This is a genomic window from Shewanella submarina (assembly GCF_042646185.1).
GTDB lineage: Bacteria > Pseudomonadota > Gammaproteobacteria > Enterobacterales > Shewanellaceae > Shewanella > Shewanella corallii.
Window position 1 is genome coordinate 963,809 of the sequence record NZ_JBHRTD010000018.1, and the last position, 17,679, is coordinate 981,487.

15 protein-coding genes and 1 pseudogene are annotated in these 17,679 nt (G+C 51.1%); 13 read left to right on the forward strand and 3 right to left on the reverse strand.

What is annotated here, in order from left to right:
• Window positions 1–43: 43 nt before the first annotated feature.
• The 3 genes and pseudogenes from dapD to map all read right to left on the reverse strand — a co-directional run bounded on the left by dapD (window position 44) and on the right by map (window position 4,368).
• Window positions 44–868, reverse strand: coding sequence for a 2,3,4,5-tetrahydropyridine-2,6-dicarboxylate N-succinyltransferase (dapD, locus tag ACFOE0_RS21335; RefSeq protein ID WP_248934555.1), 825 nt, complete (start codon window positions 866–868; stop codon window positions 44–46).
• 77 nt (window positions 869–945) lie between these two features.
• Window positions 946–3,516, reverse strand: a pseudogene (gene glnD, locus ACFOE0_RS21340) (bifunctional uridylyltransferase/uridylyl-removing protein GlnD); the annotation flags it as partial.
• 54 nt (window positions 3,517–3,570) lie between these two features.
• Window positions 3,571–4,368 (reverse strand): type I methionyl aminopeptidase, encoded by a 798-nt coding sequence (gene map, locus ACFOE0_RS21345; RefSeq protein ID WP_248934557.1) that lies wholly within the window; start codon window positions 4,366–4,368, stop codon window positions 3,571–3,573.
• A 321-nt stretch (window positions 4,369–4,689) separates the two neighbouring features.
• On the opposite strand from map, the gene rpsB reads away from it, so the two are divergent.
• The 13 genes from rpsB to lpxA all read left to right on the forward strand — a co-directional run bounded on the left by rpsB (window position 4,690) and on the right by lpxA (window position 17,679).
• Window positions 4,690–5,418 carry a 30S ribosomal protein S2 gene (gene rpsB, locus ACFOE0_RS21350; RefSeq protein WP_248934558.1) on the forward strand — a complete coding sequence of 243 codons (729 nt, stop codon included), beginning with the start codon at window positions 4,690–4,692 and terminating at the stop codon, window positions 5,416–5,418.
• A gap of 134 nt (window positions 5,419–5,552) precedes the next feature.
• Window positions 5,553–6,425 carry a translation elongation factor Ts gene (tsf, locus tag ACFOE0_RS21355; RefSeq protein ID WP_248934559.1) on the forward strand — a complete coding sequence of 291 codons (873 nt, stop codon included), beginning with the start codon at window positions 5,553–5,555 and terminating at the stop codon, window positions 6,423–6,425.
• Window positions 6,426–6,619: 194 nt separating this feature from the next.
• A complete protein-coding gene (pyrH, locus tag ACFOE0_RS21360) occupies window positions 6,620–7,348 on the forward strand; it encodes a UMP kinase (protein WP_115135162.1) in 729 nt (242 codons plus the stop codon).
• 74 nt (window positions 7,349–7,422) lie between these two features.
• The gene (gene frr, locus ACFOE0_RS21365) at window positions 7,423–7,944 is read left to right on the forward strand and encodes a ribosome recycling factor (RefSeq protein ID WP_283106357.1); all 522 of its coding nucleotides are present in this window, start codon (window positions 7,423–7,425) and stop codon (window positions 7,942–7,944) included.
• 83 nt (window positions 7,945–8,027) lie between these two features.
• A complete protein-coding gene (gene uppS / locus ACFOE0_RS21370; RefSeq protein ID WP_248934561.1) occupies window positions 8,028–8,855 on the forward strand; it encodes a polyprenyl diphosphate synthase in 828 nt (275 codons plus the stop codon).
• A gap of 22 nt (window positions 8,856–8,877) precedes the next feature.
• On the forward strand, window positions 8,878–9,738 hold the full coding sequence (locus ACFOE0_RS21375; protein ID WP_248934562.1) for a phosphatidate cytidylyltransferase: 861 nt from the start codon (window positions 8,878–8,880) through the stop codon (window positions 9,736–9,738).
• Window positions 9,739–9,743: 5 nt separating this feature from the next.
• Window positions 9,744–10,934 (forward strand): 1-deoxy-D-xylulose-5-phosphate reductoisomerase, encoded by a 1,191-nt coding sequence (gene ispC / locus ACFOE0_RS21380; protein ID WP_248934563.1) that lies wholly within the window; start codon window positions 9,744–9,746, stop codon window positions 10,932–10,934.
• Between the two features lie 14 nt (window positions 10,935–10,948).
• On the forward strand, window positions 10,949–12,319 hold the full coding sequence (gene rseP / locus ACFOE0_RS21385; protein ID WP_248934564.1) for a sigma E protease regulator RseP: 1,371 nt from the start codon (window positions 10,949–10,951) through the stop codon (window positions 12,317–12,319).
• Window positions 12,320–12,350: 31 nt separating this feature from the next.
• Window positions 12,351–14,828, forward strand: coding sequence for an outer membrane protein assembly factor BamA (gene bamA / locus ACFOE0_RS21390; protein ID WP_248934565.1), 2,478 nt, complete (start codon window positions 12,351–12,353; stop codon window positions 14,826–14,828).
• 55 nt (window positions 14,829–14,883) lie between these two features.
• Window positions 14,884–15,390, forward strand: a complete 507-nt coding sequence (locus ACFOE0_RS21395; protein ID WP_240316969.1) for an OmpH family outer membrane protein — start codon at window positions 14,884–14,886, stop codon at window positions 15,388–15,390.
• A gap of 4 nt (window positions 15,391–15,394) precedes the next feature.
• Complete coding sequence (lpxD, locus tag ACFOE0_RS21400) at window positions 15,395–16,420, forward strand: UDP-3-O-(3-hydroxymyristoyl)glucosamine N-acyltransferase (protein WP_248934566.1); 1,026 nt, start codon at window positions 15,395–15,397, stop codon at window positions 16,418–16,420.
• 30 nt (window positions 16,421–16,450) lie between these two features.
• Window positions 16,451–16,912, forward strand: coding sequence for a 3-hydroxyacyl-ACP dehydratase FabZ (gene fabZ, locus ACFOE0_RS21405; protein ID WP_115135143.1), 462 nt, complete (start codon window positions 16,451–16,453; stop codon window positions 16,910–16,912).
• The gene (lpxA, locus tag ACFOE0_RS21410; protein ID WP_115135141.1) at window positions 16,909–17,679 is read left to right on the forward strand and encodes an acyl-ACP--UDP-N-acetylglucosamine O-acyltransferase; all 771 of its coding nucleotides are present in this window, start codon (window positions 16,909–16,911) and stop codon (window positions 17,677–17,679) included. The genes fabZ and lpxA overlap by 4 nt, the downstream gene beginning before the upstream one ends.

Consider the following 17,679-nt stretch of genomic DNA (forward strand, 5'->3'; position numbering starts at 1 on the left):
AAAAAGGCCCATGAAGGGCCTTTTTAAATCCGGTTCGCAGGGCTTATTCAGCCATACGCAGCAGTTCGTTAATACCCACTTTACTGCGGGTCTTCTCGTCTACTTTCTTCACAATGATAGCGGCGTACAGATTGTACTGACCACACTTGGAAGGCAGAGTGCCGGATACCACGACAGAACCTGCAGGTACTCGGCCGTAATGGATTTCGCCGGTTTCGCGGTCATAAATACGGGTGCTCTGGCCGATATAAACGCCCATGGAGATTACTGAGCCTTCTTCAACCACAACGCCTTCAACCACTTCAGAGCGGGCACCGATAAAGCAGTTGTCTTCGATAATGGTTGGGCCGGCCTGCAGCGGCTCCAGTACGCCACCAATACCTACGCCACCGGACAGGTGAACGTTCTTACCAATCTGGGCACATGAGCCTACAGTTGCCCAGGTGTCTACCATGGTGCCTTCACCCACATAAGCGCCCAGGTTGACGTAAGAAGGCATAAGTACTGTGTTCTTGGCAATAAAAGAGCCTTTGCGCACTGCCGCAGGAGGTACAACGCGGATCTGCTCCTCTTTGAAGCGTGCTTCATCGTAATCGGCAAACTTCATAGGGACTTTGTCAAAGTACTTGGTTTCAGCACCTTCAATCACCTGATTGTCGAAAATACGGAAAGACAGCAATACCGCTTTCTTCAGCCACTGGTGTACATGCCACTGACCGTCAATTTTCTCGGCAACACGGGCGTGGCCTTTATCCAGCATGTCAATCACGGTTTCTACGTCAGCACGTACGCCTGGCTCAACAGTAGAAGGGGTAATAGAGTTGCGAGCTTCAAAAGCCGCCTCGATGCGTTGGCGTAAAGCCTCCATTGATATCTCCCGATAAACATTGGGGGGACTTGTGATTAAGGCTCTGTCAGAGTCGCTCATCAATTAAAGTCCCTTGATTAATGTGGTTGTGAAAGCGCCTGGATCAGGGCTTCACGTAAATCCTGCTGCTGCACCTCACTGAGGGCTTCACCTTCGCGGGTCTGCAACATGAAAAAATCTTCTGCACGCTCACCTATGGTGGTGATTTTGGCGGCGACTAATACTACGCCGCAACGATAAAAAATATCGCCAACCTTAGCCAGCAGTCCGGGTGAGTCCAGTGCGATCAGTTCCATCTTACTTGTATCATGGCGGGAACCCGGCAGGAAACTCACCTGGGTGGCAACTTTAAAAGGTTTCATCTTACGTGGCAGCTTACGGAACTTTGGCAGTTTTACCGTATCAGTGGCCAACGCCTTAACCAGCGCTTTACGGATACTCTGGATCCGCGACAGCTGGGAAACCGCTTCGCCGTTCTGCTCCAGGATAATAAAGCTGTCCAGCGCATAGTTATCCTTGGAACTCATCACCATGGCATCATGCACATCGATGTTTTTGTTGTCCAGTACCGCCATGACTGTCGCAAACAGTTTGGGTTTGTCCGGACAGTAGATAAACAGTTCTGTGCCGCCCCGGGACGTTTGCTTGGACAGCAGCACCAAAGCATCATCACCACGATGCTTGAGAATGGCCTCACTGTGCCAGGCAATCTGGTTGGGCATATGGCGCAGGAAGTAGTTGGCCTTGAACCGACCCCACAGCAGGTCAATATCTTTCTCTTTGATGCCACGTCGCAGCAGGTCTTTTCTGGCTTTGGCCTGATGCTCCCGTACCCTGGCCCGAATATCTACCGGTTTCTCTTTACCTCTGGCAAGCACCCTTTGAGTGGAGAAATAGAGATCCCGCAACAATGTACCTTTCCAGCTGTTCCACAGGCGGTCGTTGGTGGCGCAGATATCAGCCACTGTCAGGCAGTAAAGGTAACTCAGGTGCACCGCATCCCGCACTACATCGGCAAATTCGGCCACCACATCCGGGTCGGAAATATCACGGCGCTGGGCGGTCACCGACATCAGTAAGTGGTGTTCTACCAGCCAGGCGACCAGACGGCCGTCGTGGTCATTCATTCCATGCTGCTTGCAGAAGTTAAGCGCATCTTCCGCCCCCAGAGTGGAGTGGTCACCACCCCGGCCTTTGGCGATGTCGTGGAAAATGGCGGCCAGCACCAGCAGGCCTTTTTTGGGTAATTGATTAATCAATACCGAGCCCAGAGGAAACTCCTCTTTTTGCTCTGGCTGGGAAAAACGCTCGATATTCAGCAGTAGTCTGTGGGTGTGCTCATCGACGGTATAGGCATGGAACAGGTCAAATTGCATTTGGCCCTCAATCGCCCGCCATGCCGGAAGGTAGGCAGACAAGACCCCATGTTTGTGCATCAACGACAGGGCCGGTATGCCCCTGGGATGACGCAGGATCTCAACAAAGATCTCGCGGCAGGCTTGATGACTGCACAGAGGCTGAAGTTGGGCCCGGCGAGCGCGCCTTAAACTGCGTAGCGTCGGCGCAAATATTCCCTGAATATTAGAGTTACGGGCAACCAGCAGGAACAGGCGGATAATCTGTTCAGGGCTGTCGAACAGCTTGTCATCCAGAGCTTCGATAAAGCGACCGCGACGCTGGAAGTCACTGTCGATTGGACTGATGGTGAGTACTTCCTCATCGGTCAGGGTGGCGCGCTTGAACAGTTGCAACAGCATCTCGTTCAGCTCCATCACCCGACGTACCGTGCGGTAGTAGCGCTTCATCATCTCTTCTACTGCCAGTACGGTACCGTCCTGGTAACCCATTACTTCAGCAACCTGGGGTTGCAGATCAAACAGCAGTCGGTTCTCGTCCCGGTTAGCGACTATATGCAGTGCGAATCTCAGTTCCCACAGGAAGTGTTGAGACTCCAGCAGCTCTTCCAGTTCGTGCTGATCCAGAAAACCATGACCCACCAGTTCTTCCAGGCAGGCCGCATTGAAGTGGCGCATCGCAACCCAGGCAACGGTTTGAATATCCCTCAGACCACCTGGGCAGGTCTTAAGGTTGGGCTCGAGGTCAAAGGCGCTGGCTTTGGCGTGGCGGTTAATCTGCTCTTCGCGCTTAGCAAGAAAGAAAGCATTGGATGGCCAGAAGTCACCTTCGCGGATCGCATCATACAGGGCATCAAACAGGGCGGGCTCTCCCGCCAGCAGTCTGGCTTCCAACAGGTTAGTGGCAATAGTAATATCGCCACGACCCTGTGACAGGGTTTCAGCCAATGTGCGGACACTGTGACCTATCTCCAGCCCGGCATCCCACAGATAGGCAATAAACTCACTCAGCGCTTTTTCGCCTGCCGGACTCAGCTCCTCGCCGAGCAGGAACAGGATATCAACATCCGAGTGGGGGTGGAGTTCGCTGCGGCCATAACCGCCAACGGCAATAAGGGCGATGGGATATTTTGCCAGGCCCAGATCCTGCCAGGCCTGGCACAGCAAAGCATCGACAAACCGACACCTCTGTAACACCAATTCCGTAATAGCCGTTCCGGCCTGAAATTTACTGAGCAGATCCCGGTTTTGATCTGTCAGCGCGCACTTGGCGACCTGTGCTGTGTCCATGGTGTCCTCAAAGCAGTCTTGCCTGCCTTCTTATTGTGCTTTGCTGTATTGCGGTTGTTAGTGATTGATAAAACGCGGGAAGTCTTCCTCGTCACGCAGAGTCAGCACTTCAACGCCGGTTTCTGTCACCAGCAAAGTGTGTTCCCACTGAGCCGAGTTTTTACCGTCAGTCGTGGTCACTGTCCAGCCATCATCTTTGTCCAGCTTGGTTTTAAAATTACCGGCATTGATCATCGGCTCAATGGTGAAACACATGCCCGGACGCAGCACTGCGTTGTCGTTGTTCTTGTAGTGAACTACCTGAGGCTCTTCATGGAAAGTCGCACCAATGCCGTGACCACAGTAGTCCTTAACAATGCTGTACTTGTCCAGACCGCTTTTGCTGTTCTTGATGAATTTTTCGATAGTGGTACCGATTTCACCCAGTTTCATCCCCGGACGCACTTTACGGATAGCCACATACAGGCTTTCCTGGGCGATACGGCACAGGCGACGATCTTTTGGCGAAACGTCACCAATCAGAAACATTTTTGAGGTATCACCATGGTAACCGTCTTTGATAACGGTAATGTCGATATTCAGAATATCGCCATCTTTCAGGGCGTAGTCACCGGGAATACCGTGGCAGATAACATCGTTGACCGAAGTACAGATGGACTTGGGAAAACCGTGGTAGTTCAGAGGCGCTGAAATAGCGCCTTGCTCTTCGGTGTACTTGGCGCAAATTGCGTCCAGTTCGTTGGTGGTGATACCCGCCTTAACATGGGGGGCGATCATCGCCAGTACTTCTGCAGCCAGCTTACCGGCTGCGCGCATTTTTTCGATTTCTTCTGCTGTCTTGATGACTATACTCATTGGGCTTTCTCTAAGGATTGGCGGAACAATTTGGCGTACTGCCGTCCGGTAAAAAAATTGTGCTCACAACGGGATTATGGTATAAAGCGCGCCGTCATGTTTGACTCTGAATTTCCGGTTTTGAGTGGCGTGTCGGTGAAAACCGATTGGCCTTGCCGGTCAGGTCACGTAAAATGTGGCGGCCATTATACATGGCAATTAACGTAAATACTAAATCACACACGTATCGACACATACTTCGGGGTGCCCCTGGAAACTCGGGTCGAAGGCATGGGATGCGTGGAGGTTTAACCCCACTTTAAATGTAAGGTAGATTTTAAAATGACTACAGTTTCTATGCGCGACATGCTGCAGGCCGGTGTACACTTCGGTCACCAAACCCGTTACTGGAACCCAAAGATGAAGCCATTCATCTTCGGTGCTCGCAACGGTGTACACATCATCAACCTGGAGCACACTGTTCCAATGTTCAACGAAGCTCTGGCTTTCATCAGCAACGTAGCTTCCAAGAAGGGTAAAATCCTGTTCGTTGGTACCAAGCGTGCAGCAAGTGAAGCGATCAAAGAAGCCGCTATCTCTTGCGACCAGTACTATGTAGACAACCGTTGGTTGGGCGGTATGCTGACCAACTGGAAAACCGTTCGTCAGTCAATCAAGCGTCTGAAAGAACTGGAAACTCAGTCTGTAGATGGCACTTTCGACAAGCTGACCAAGAAAGAAGCTCTGATGCGTACTCGCGAGCTGGAAAAGCTGGAAAAGTCTCTGGGCGGTATCAAGAACATGGGCGGTCTGCCTGACGTTCTGTTCGTAATCGGTGCTGACCACGAACACATCGCTATCAAAGAAGCCAACAACCTGGGTATCCCAGTTGTAGCAGTAGTTGATACCAACTCTGCTCCAGATGGTGTTAACTACATCATCCCTGGTAACGACGACGCAATGCGCGCTATCAAGCTGTACACCTCTTCTGCTGCTGCCGCTGCTAACGCTGGCCGTGGTCAGGATCTGGCTGTTCAAGCTGAGCAAGACGGTTTCGTAGAGGCCGAATAATAAGGCGTGATGCACCGCATCTCCCTTATTAACCAAGCTATTTGATTGGTTAACAGGGGCCTCTTTGGGCCCCTGTTTTATATCTACACAGATCATCGAATTTATTTCGAACCTAATTTATAGAGGACTTAACAATGGCAATTACTGCTGCCCTGGTTAAAGAACTGCGCGATCGTACTGGCGCTGGCATGATGGATTGTAAAAAAGCTCTGACCGAAACCAACGGTGACATCGAGCTGGCGATCGAAAACATGCGTAAGAGCGGTGCTGCTAAAGCTGCTAAGAAAGCGGGTAACATCGCTGCTGAAGGTACCATCCTGATCAAGGAAGGCGAAGGTTTCGCTGCTCTGATCGAAGTTAACTGTCAGACTGACTTCGTAGCTAAAGACTCTAACTTCCTGGCTTTCGCTAACGAAGTTCTGGCTGTAGCTGCTGCTTCTAAAGTAACCATCGATGACCTGAAAGCTCAGTTTGAAGAAGCTCGTGTTGCTCTGGTTGCCAAGATCGGTGAAAACATCAACGTTCGTCGCGTTGAGTACATCGACGGTTCTAACCTGGCTACTTACCGTCACGGCGACCGTATCGGTGTAGTTGTAACTGGTGAAGCTGACGAAGAGACTCTGAAGCACCTGGCTATGCACGTAGCTGCTTCTAAGCCTGAGTTCGTAACTCCAGACGACGTTCCAGCTGAAGTTGTTGCCAAAGAGCGTGAAGTTCAGGTTGAAATCGCCATGAACGAAGGCAAGCCAAAAGAAATCGCTGAGAAGATGGTTGAAGGCCGTATGAAGAAGTTCACCGGTGAAGTATCTCTGACCGGTCAGCCATTCATCATGGAGCCTAAGAAGACTGTTGGCGAATTCCTGAAAGAAAAAGGCGCCACTGTTTCTAACTTCATCCGCCTGGAAGTGGGTGAAGGTATCGAGAAGAAAGTTGAGAACTTCGCTGATGAAGTGAAGGCTCAGCAAGAAGCCGCTGCCGCTGCTGCCGCTGCTGCTAAAGGCGAATAATCGCCTTCTCGTAAGTTATCAAGACCGCGGCTTTGCTGCGGTCTTGTTATACCTGAGCTACCCCAATATCAGCTTGGCGTGAGTCGCGGTATACTTGCGAAATTGACTTTGATGCCAGGGCATCAAAGGCCGGTAATCCGGCAACAACACATGAATAGTAAACAGAGTTGGTTTGATACCAGGACTAGAAAAATATGAGCACCAATCCTAAACCTGCATTTCGACGCATTCTTTTGAAGTTAAGTGGTGAAGCTCTGATGGGCGAGGAAGGCTTCGGTATTGATCCGAAAGTACTCGACCGTATGGCTCAGGAAGTCAAAGAGTTGGTTGAACTGGGTATTCAGGTAGGCGTGGTTATCGGTGGTGGTAACCTGTTCCGTGGTGAGGGTTTGGCCAAAGCTGGTATGAATCGCGTAGTGGGTGACCACATGGGCATGTTGGCCACCGTGATGAATGGTCTGGCCATGCGTGATGCGCTGCACCGTGCATATGTGAATGCTCGCCTGATGTCTGCTATTCCTCTTAACGGTGTGTGTGACCGTTACAACTGGGCTGAAGCCATTAGCCTGCTGAAATCCGGTCGAGTGGTAATTTTTGCTGCCGGTACCGGTAACCCATTCTGTACTACCGACTCTGCCGCCTGTCTGCGTGGTATTGAGATTGAGTCAGAAGTGGTACTTAAAGGTACTAAGGTTGACGGTGTATACTCCGCTGACCCGATGAAAGACCCTGAAGCAGTCAAATATGACGTGCTGGGCTACAACGAAGTACTGGAAAAAGAATTAAAAGTCATGGATCTCGCTGCATTTACTATGGCGCGTGATCATGATATGCCTATCCTGGTTTTCAATATGAACAAGCCAGGCGCACTGCGCCGCGCCATTATGGGCGAACAGGAAGGCACACTGATTAAAGCTATCTAAACCCGTATGGGGTAATGACCTAAAAAAGGACATTTAACGTGATTGAAGATATCCAAAAAGACGCTAAAGAGCGCATGGGCAAATGTGTTGAAGCAATGAAAGGCCAGATGAGCAAGGTACGTACCGGTCGCGCTCACCCAAGCCTGCTGAACTCAATCCATGTTTCTTACTATGGCACCATGACTCCCCTGAACCAGGTGGGTAACGTTGTAGTAGAAGACTCCCGTACTCTGGCTGTAAACGTGTTTGACCGCAGTATGATCCAGGCAGTAGAGAAGGCTATCATGAGCTCTGATCTGGGCCTGAACCCAATGTCTGCCGGTGCCACTATCCGTATTCCTCTGCCTCCACTGACTGAAGAGCGTCGTCGTGACCTGGTTAAAGTGGTTCGCGCTGAAGCTGAAAACGGTCGTATCGCAGTTCGTAACGTTCGTCGTGATGCCAACTCTGACGTGAAAGGTCTGGAAAAGGCCAAAGAGTGTACTGAAGACGATGTACGTCGCAGTGAAGATGAAGTGCAGAAGCTGACTGATGCACACATCAAGCAAATCGACGAAATTCTGGCTGCTAAAGAAGCAGAGTTGATGGAAGTTTAATTCCCAAGCTCAAGTAACTAGAGTTGAAGCGCCGTGTAGCGGTATACTACACGGCGTTTGTTTATTTTTAAGGGTTGTTGTACATGTCATCCAAGATGGAACTTGATTCCGGTTTGACTTCCCCGGGGGAGTCCTGCGCATCTGCAAACGAGTTGCCGTTGGCATTACCGGAGTTACTGCAGCAGTCTGTTCCCAATCATGTCGCGATTATTATGGATGGCAACGGTCGCTGGGCACAGGCCAAGGGTAAGGCCAGAGTATTAGGCCACAGAGCCGGTGTAAAAGCCGTTCGTCGCGCCGTGAGTACCGCCCGCAATCTGGGCGTAAAGTCCCTTACACTGTTTGCCTTCTCATCTGAAAACTGGCGTCGTCCCGACACAGAAGTCACCCTCCTGATGGAACTCTTTTTCACTGTACTGCAGCGTGAAATCAAGCTGTTGGACAAAAATGGGGTTCGACTTAATATTATCGGTGACACCAGTCGTTTCTCTGAGCGTCTGCAAAAGCAGATCCGCACCGCCGAAGCTCAGACGGCAAATAATGACAAGCTAATTCTTAATGTGGCTGCCAATTACGGCGGGCGCTGGGATATTATGCAGGCCGCCCGCAAATTGGCCGATAAGGTCGAATCGGGCGAAATGAAGGCAGAAGCCTTCACGGAAGAAGCTCTGAACCAGCATCTGTGCATGCAGGATCAGGGAGAAGTGGATCTGATGATCCGCACAGGTGGCGATTATCGCATCAGCAATTTTATTCTTTGGCAGGCTGCTTATGCAGAGTTGGTGTTTACCGACATCCTGTGGCCGGACTTTGATGAACAGGCGTTTCATCAGGCCGTTGCCGTGTTTGCCAGCCGTCAGCGCCGTTTTGGCCTGACCGGTTCCCAGATTGACGCGCTGCGCACTCTTTAAAATCCACTCGCGAGGAAGTCTTTTGCTAAAGCAACGAATAATAACAGCAATCTTGTTGATCCCTTTTGTGCTGGGCGGTGTCTTCTATCTGCCGGCTGACTATTTTGCCTGGGCATTGGTACCGATCTTCTTAATTGCCGCTAAAGAGTGGGGCAAATTTATAGAGCCTGAGTGCACTGTGACCCAGTGGAGCTTCACCTTCACCATGGGGATTTTGCTGATAGCCCTTAACTTCCTGGTGCCGGCTGAAGCTGTCTGGGCAGGTGGTATGGGGCTCAACCCTGTTTATCAGGGGATTATCGGTCTTGGTGCTATCTGGTGGATAGTTTCAGCCTTTTTGGTGGTGGGGTTCCCTAACAGCAGCCAGTTCTGGCAAAAAAGCCCCATGCTCAAGTCTATGTTTGGCCAGCTGACACTGGCTCCCTGCTTTGCAGCGCTTATTGCCCTCAAGAGTTTGAGCAGTATGGCTCATCCTTATTACGGCGGCTTCCTGGTATTTCTGGTGTTCCTGGTGGTGTGGGCTGCAGACACTGGTGCCTATTTCTTTGGCCGCAGCATGGGTAAACGTAAGCTGATGCCCAATGTTAGCCCTGCCAAAACCCTCGAAGGCCTGCTGGGTGGCCTGTTGACCACTATGGTGGTGGTGGCACTGGTGATGTATCTGTCTCCTGAGCAGGAGTTACCTCTGGTGATTGCCGTGACTCTGATTACCGCCGTTGCCTCGGCGCTGGGCGATCTGTCTGAAAGTATGTTCAAGCGCAGTGCAAATATTAAAGACTCAGGTAATATTTTGCCCGGACATGGTGGGGTGCTGGACCGTATTGACAGTCTGACGGCAGCGCTGCCCGTATTTACCCTGATTTATGTTGCATTCTGGATGTAATTGATATGCAAAATATGGTGATTTTGGGTGCGACTGGCTCTATCGGCGCCAGCACACTCGGTGTGATTTCCCAAAACCCGGATGCCTACCGCGCCTATGCGTTGGTGGCTCACTCCAACGTCGATAAAATGTTATCCCTCTGCCACCAACATAAACCTCAGTTTGTGCACATGGTGGATGAGGCTGCCGCCAAAGCGCTGAATGAAGCCCTGAGCCCGGAACTGGGTATCGAGGTGACCACAGGTGAACAGGCGCTGCTTGAGCTGGTGACTGCTGGTGACGTAGATACCGTAATGGCGGCCATTGTTGGTGCCGCTGGACTGGTACCGACATTGGCGGCAGTGAAGGCTGGCAAACGCATTTTGCTGGCAAACAAAGAGTCACTGGTGATGTCCGGCCAGCTGTTTATGGATGCCGCCAAAGCATCCGGCGCGCAGATCCTGCCGGTAGACAGCGAGCACAACGCGATTTTCCAGTGTCTGCCTGAATCGATTCAGCAAAACCTCGGCTACTGCGACCTGAGCGCAGACGGTATCTCCTACATTTTGTTGACCGGTTCCGGTGGTCCTTTCCTGAATACTCCTATCGAGCAACTTAAGTTGATGACACCGGCTCAGGCCTGTAAGCATCCAAATTGGTCGATGGGACCAAAGATCTCTGTAGATTCGGCGTCCATGATGAACAAGGGCCTGGAGTTTATCGAGGCGCGCTGGCTGTTCAATACCAAGCAGGAACAGCTGAAAGTAGTTATTCACCCTCAGAGCGTTATCCACTCCATGGTGCAGTATCGCGATGGCAGTGTGCTGGCCCAGTTGGGTAACCCTGACATGCGTACTCCAATTGCTCATTGTATGTCCTATCCCGAGAGAATTCAGTCAGGTGTGGAACCTTTGGACTTTTTCAAAGTCGGACAATTAAGCTTTTGTGAGCCGGACTACCGTCGTTACCCTTGCCTTGAGCTGGCTATTGAAGCCTGTCATCAGGGGCAGGAAGCGACCACAGTGCTCAACGCGGCCAACGAAATCGCTGTGGCGGCATTTCTGGCCGGTGGTATCGGTTTTACCGATATCGCCAAAGTCAATGCCCATGGCTTGTCTGCATTGCAAACTCAAACGCTGACCAGCATTGAAGATATTTTGGCCCTGGATACCGAGGCCCGCGCCAAGGCCAGGGAGTTTATTCGTCAGCTGACTTGATAGACAGGATTTGAATGTTCGATTTTGTTTGGAATTTAGGCTCATTTATTGTCGCGCTCGGGATCTTGATTACCGCCCATGAGTACGGCCACTTTTGGGTGGCCAGAAAATGCGGAGTCAAAGTCGAGCGTTTCTCTATCGGCTTTGGCAAGGCTATATGGCGTAAAGTCGGTAAGGATGGCACCGAGTATGTGGTCGCCATGATCCCCCTTGGCGGTTACGTCAAAATGTTGGATGAAAGGGTAGAGGATGTTCCGGAACATCTGAAAGACCAGGCATTCAACCGCAAGTCTGTTTGGCAGCGCATTGCCATTGTTGCTGCCGGCCCTGTCGCTAACTTCATTTTTGCCATCTTCGCGCTCTACATCATGTACCTGATTGGCGTTCCTTCTATCAAGCCTGTTATCGACAGCGTTAAAGCTGATACGCCTGCTGCTGTGGTGCAATTGAATGACAAGCCGGAAGAGATTCTGGCGGTGGATGGTCAGAAGGTCAGAAACTGGGAAGAGGTCAATCTGGCGTTGATGGCAGAAATTGGCTCTCCATCCATTGAGCTTACACTGGCACCTCTGGACAGAGTACAGGATGCCGGTAACAGTCGCAGCTTTACACTGGACACCCGCGACTGGAATTTTGACCCGGACAAGCAACTGCCTTCAACCAGTCTTGGTCTGAACGCTTATCGTCCCGCTATTACTCCTGTTATCGCTGTGGTGAGTGATGGCAGCGCCGCGGCCAAAGCCGGTATGGAGAAAGGCGATCTGATAGTGGCTGTGGACGGCAAGCCTTACCCCGGTTGGGATGCGTTTGCCAAGTCGATTCGTGGCAGTGCCGACAAAGCGATGAATATCACTGTGCGTCGGGACGGCGAACAACTGCAGCTGACAGTAACACCGGAAGCGGCTGAAGGCGCTGATGGAAAGACTGTTGGTGTTATGGGGATCGCCCCAACTGCGGAAAATTGGCCGGAAAACATGCGTCTGCAGATGCAGTATGGCATAGTAGACGCCTTTGGTGCTGCACTGGACAAAACCTGGAAGCTGATGGATGTCAGTGTTCGCATGTTTGGTAAGCTCCTGACCGGCGATGTGTCGGTGAAAAACCTGAGCGGCCCTATCTCCATTGCGCAGGGGGCCGGAAACAGTGCAGAATTCGGTCTGGTTTATTTTCTGGGCTTTCTCGCGTTGATCAGTGTCAATCTTGGCATTGTCAACCTGCTGCCGTTGCCTGTATTGGATGGTGGCCACTTGATGTATTACCTGGTGGAAGTGGTAACAGGTAAACCCGTGCCTGAAAAAATTCAGGAAATTGGATTCAGATTTGGGGCAGCGCTGCTGCTGATGTTGATGAGCGTTGCGCTGTTCAACGACTTTGCCCGACTCTGAGCAAGGACAGACAAATAATTAGAAGTGCTCTATGAGATTGAATAAACTTTTTGCCTCGATGTTATTGGTCGGCGCGACTGTATCAGGGAATGCCCACGCGGGTTTTGAGCCATTTACAGTCACTGATATTCAGGTGGATGGATTGCAACGGGTTGCCCTGGGTGCCGCCTTGCTGAGTCTGCCTATCAAGGTCGGTGACACGGTTGACCAAACAAAATTGCAGCAGGCCATCAAGAGCCTGTACGCCTCAACCAACTTTGAAGACGTCAAAGTTTCCCGGGATGGCGGTGTACTGATTGTTGAAGTGAAAGAGCGTCCGACAATCAGCACTATCACCTTTGAAGGCAATAAAGATATTAAAGACGAGCAGCTGCAGGAAAGTCTCGACGGCAGTGGTGTGAAGATAGGCGAAGCCCTGGACCGCACCATGATCTCCGGTATCGAGAAAGGCCTGCAGGATTTCTACTACGGCGTGGGTAAATATGGCGCCAAGGTGGAAGCTCAGGTGATTAATCTGCCCCGTAACCGGGTTGAGTTGAAGTTCAACTTTACCGAAGGTCTGGCGGCGGAAATTAAGCAGATCAACTTTGTCGGCAATACCGTATTCAGCGACGCTGAACTGCGCGGCATGATTGAGCTTAAAGACTATGTGGCCTGGTGGGATCTGTTTGGTGAGCGCCGCTACCAGAAGCAGAAGCTACAGGCTGACCTTGAAACCATCAAAAACGCATACCAGAACGATGGTTATATCCGCTTCAATGTGACCTCTACTCAGGTTGCCATGACGCCGGATCGCAAGGGCCTTTACATCACGGTTAACGTGGATGAGGGCGACCAGTACAAGGTGAAAGAGGTTAATCTGACCGGTGACCTGATGGGGCGTGAAGAGCTGATGAAGGCGATTTTGCCTATTGAAGCTGGTACCACCTATGACGGCGGCGATGTCACCTTTACCGAAGAGATGTACTCCAAGTATCTGGGCCGTTTCGGCTACGCCTACCCGGAAGTAAAGACTTACCCTGAAATTGATGATGAGACCAAAGAGGTTACTCTGAACATCAATATTAAGCCGGGTAAGCGGGTATATGTCCGTAACATCAACGTGACAGGTAACGAAGTCACCAAAGATGAAGTACTGCGCCGTGAAATGCGTCAGATGGAAGGCTCCTGGTTGAACTCAGCCCTGGTGGAAACCTCCAAGGCACGTCTGAACCGTTTGGGCTTCTTTGAGACTGTCGATACCGAAACTGTGCAGGTACCGGGCAGTGACGATTTGGTGGATGTGAACTTCACCGTGAAAGAGCAGCCATCCGGCTCCTTTAACGCGGGTGTGGGTTATGGTACCGAATCCGGTCTGAGCCTGCAGTTTGGTGTACAGCAGAGCAACTTCCTGGGGACAGGTAATCAGGCGGGTATCAACCTGTCTACCAATAAATACTCCAAGAACGTTAACCTGTCTTACACCGACCCATACTTCACCAAAGATGGTGTGAGCCTGGGCGGCAGCATCTACTGGAACGAGTTCGACGCCAACGAGGCTAACCTTGAGCGCTATAAGAACAAGTCCTATGGTGTGGCGCTGAACACAGGTTTCCCAATTAACGAATACAACCGTATCAACGCGGGTATTGGCTATCGTCACAACACGATTTCCGAAATCTCAGCCTATGAGCAGGCACTGCGTTTCTACGATATTTACCGCGAGAGCGACGACCCCAACAGTGAGCTGAGCTTCGATAACTTCGAGCTGAGTCTGGGTTGGTATCGCTCCACCCTGAACCGTGGAACCTTCCCAACCGATGGTTCGTCACAGCGTCTGTCCGGTAAGATGACAGTCCCTGGTTCAGACCTGCAGTACTTCAAGACTGAGTTCGATACCAGCTTCTACTTCCCGCTGACCCGCAGTCACAGCTTTGTATTGTTGACTCGCGCTAAAGCTGGTTACGGCAACGGCTATGGTGAGTTTAATGGTAATGACCAGATCCTGCCGTTCTGGGAAAACTACTACCTGGGTGGCACCTCACTGCGTGGCTTTAAGTCCAACACAGTTGGTCCTCGCTCCTTCTACGTGATCCGCGATAATGAGCCATGTCCGCCGGATCCAAGTGGTGGTGGCTGTAGCCTGCCGGGCGATCCAAATCGCATTGAGGTAAGTCAGGGACGCAGTATTGGTGGTAACGCCATGGCGGTGGCCAGTATGGAGCTGATTGTTCCTACGCCATTCCTGGATGAAGCCTATAGCAATTCGGTTCGTACCAGCTTCTTCGTTGATGCCGGTAACGTGTGGGATACCGAATTTGACTATGACTCTTATCGTTCACTGCCTGCAGATGAGTTTGCCAAACTGCAGGATTTCAGTGACCCGGCCCGTATCCGTGCCTCCTGGGGTATGAGTGTACAATGGCTGTCTCCTATGGGCCCAATGGTGTTCAGCCTGGCATGGCCTATCAAGGAGTACGAGGATGATGATACTGAGATCTTCTCCTTCAATATTGGCAAAACATTCTAAAACAAATACACTCGGCACGTTTCCAATGCCAAAAGCAAGGATAAAGGAGCTTATTTTGAAAAAGACGGTAAACCGCGCACTGATGACTCTGGTAATGCTGGGTGCACCAATGATGGCCCACGCAGAGAAGATTGCGGTAGTTGATATGGCTGCAGTATTTGAGCAGCTGCCCCAGCGTGAGCAGATTGGTAAGCAACTGGAAAGCGAATTTGGCGATCGTATGGCTGCAGTTAAAAAACTGCAGGAAGACCTGCGCTCCATGGCTGAGAAAAACCAGCGTGACGCTGCATTGATGAGCGAAACCCAAAAAACTGAAGCCCTGCGTAAAATGGAGTCCATGCAGGCTGATCTTCAGTTGAAAGGAAAAGCTCTGGATGAAGACCTGCGCCGCCGTCAGGGTGAAGAGCAGAACAAACTGCTGGGTCAGGTACAGAAAGTGATCACCTCTGTTGCTGAAAAAGGCAAGTACGACATCGTTCTGCAGCGTGGTGCTGTAATCTATGTTAAGCCAGACGCAGACATCAGCAATCAGGTAGTTGAGGCCTTGAGCAAAGGCAACTAATTGAATGAAAAGTGTGACCTTGAAACAACTGGGCGAGCTTCTGAACGCCCAGGTAAAGGGTGATGAAAACATTGAAATTTTCAGTGTTTCCACCCTGGAGCTGGCCCAAAGTGGCCAGCTGACTTTTTTAGCCAACAGCAAATACCGCAACCAGCTTGAGCAAACTCAGGCCAGTGCGGTGTTGTTGTCTGAAAAGGATGCAGAATCATATCAAGGCAATGCCCTGGTGCTGAGAGACCCTTATGTGGGCTTTGCCCGGGTAGCTCAATTGCTGGATACCACCCCACGTGAAGCTGATGGTATTCATCCTTCTGCACATATCGACCCATCCGCTCAGTTGGGTGAGGGCGTTGCTATTGGGGCTAATGTGGTTATCGGTGCCAATGTGATTCTGGGTGAGAATGTCCAGATTGGTGCAGGTACCGTGATTGGTCAGGACACTATTATTGGCAGCGGTACCCGTTTGTGGGCCAATGTCACCGTCTATCACGATGTGCATATGGGACAGGACTGTCTTGTTCACTCAGGTACTGTGATTGGCTCCGATGGCTTTGGTTATGCCAACGAGCGTGGTCAGTGGGTCAAAATCCCACAGACCGGTGGTGTACGAATTGGTGACCGTGTTGAGATTGGCGCAGGTGCCACTATCGACCGTGGTGCGCTGGCCCATACAGAAATTCACGATGGCGTGATTCTGGACAATCAGGTTCAGATTGCTCACAACGATATAATCGGTGCCAATACCTGTATTGCAGGTTGTACCGTGGTGGCCGGCAGCGTCACTATTGGCAAGCACTGTATTATCGGTGGTAATTGCGCTATCTCCGGTCACTTGAGCATTTGTGATGGGGTCCACATCAGTGGCAGTACCAACATCACCAACAATGTAAAAGAGCCGGGTCTGCTCTCTTCTGCGACTGTAGCTATGGACAATCGTACCTGGCGTAAGAATACAGTGCGCTTCCGCCAACTGGATGAGTTGTTCCAGCGGGTGAAGAAGATTGAAAAAACAATGAAAACTGAAGATTGACAGTCCTGCACTGTTAGAGGAAACGAGCTCGTGTCTAATGAAATGAACACAATGGACATCAAGGAAATACTTGAGTATTTGCCACACAGATATCCATTCCTGTTGATCGACCGCGTACTGGATTTCACCCCGGGTGAAACCCTGCACGCCATTAAGAACGTTACTATCAATGAACCTTTCTTCCAGGGACACTTTCCGGTGCAGCCTGTGATGCCGGGCGTATTGATCCTGGAAGCTATGGCTCAGGCCACCGGCTTGCTGGCGTTCAAAACCATGAGCAACAAACCGTCTCCTGATGTGCTGTACTATTTTGCCGGTATCGACAATGCTCGTTTCAAGCGTGTTGTTGAGCCAGGTGATCAGTTGCACTTTAATGTCAAAATGATCAAGGAACGTCGCGGGATTGGCGTGTTCCAGGGTGAAGCCAGAGTTGATGGCGAGCTGGTTTGCTCGGCTGAAATCATGTGTGCTCGCAGAGAGATTGGCAAGTGATTGATAAATTAGCGTTTGTACATCCAGATGCGAAAATTGGCAATAACGTCACCATCGGCCCCTGGTGCTACATCGGCGAAGGCGTAGAGATTGGCGACGACTGCTGGTTGAGCTCTCATGTGGTGGTCAAAGGGCCAACCGTTATCGGTAAGGGCAACCGGATTTTCCAATTCGCGTCAGTGGGTGAAGAGTGTCAGGATAAGAAGTATGCCGGTGAGCCTACTCGTCTGATTATCGGTGATAACAATATCATCCGTGAATCTGTGACTATTCACCGCGGTACCATTCAGGACAACAGCGAAACCCGTATCGGTTCCAATAACCTGTTTATGGCTTATGTTCATATCGCTCACGACTGCGTGGTGGGAAACAATGTGATCATGGCCAACAATGCATCTATCGCAGGTCATTGCCATGTGGATGACTTCGCCATTCTTGGCGGTATGACAGGGGTTCACCAGTTCGTGCATATTGGCGCTCATGCCTTTACTGCCGGTGCGTCTTTGGTATTGCAGGATGTACCTCCGTTCGTGATGGCATCCGGTCAGGCGGCAACGCCACGGGGCCTGAACTTTGAAGGTATGAAGCGTCGTGGTTTCTCCAAGGAAACCCAGCAGGCGATGCGCCGCGCTTACAAAACCATGTACCGTTCCAGTCTGACAGTGGCAGAAGCGGTAGAAGCCATGAAGGAAGATGCTGAGCAATTCCCTGAAGTGGCAGACTTTATCGAATTCTGCACCAGTTCCAACCGGGGTATTATTCGCTGA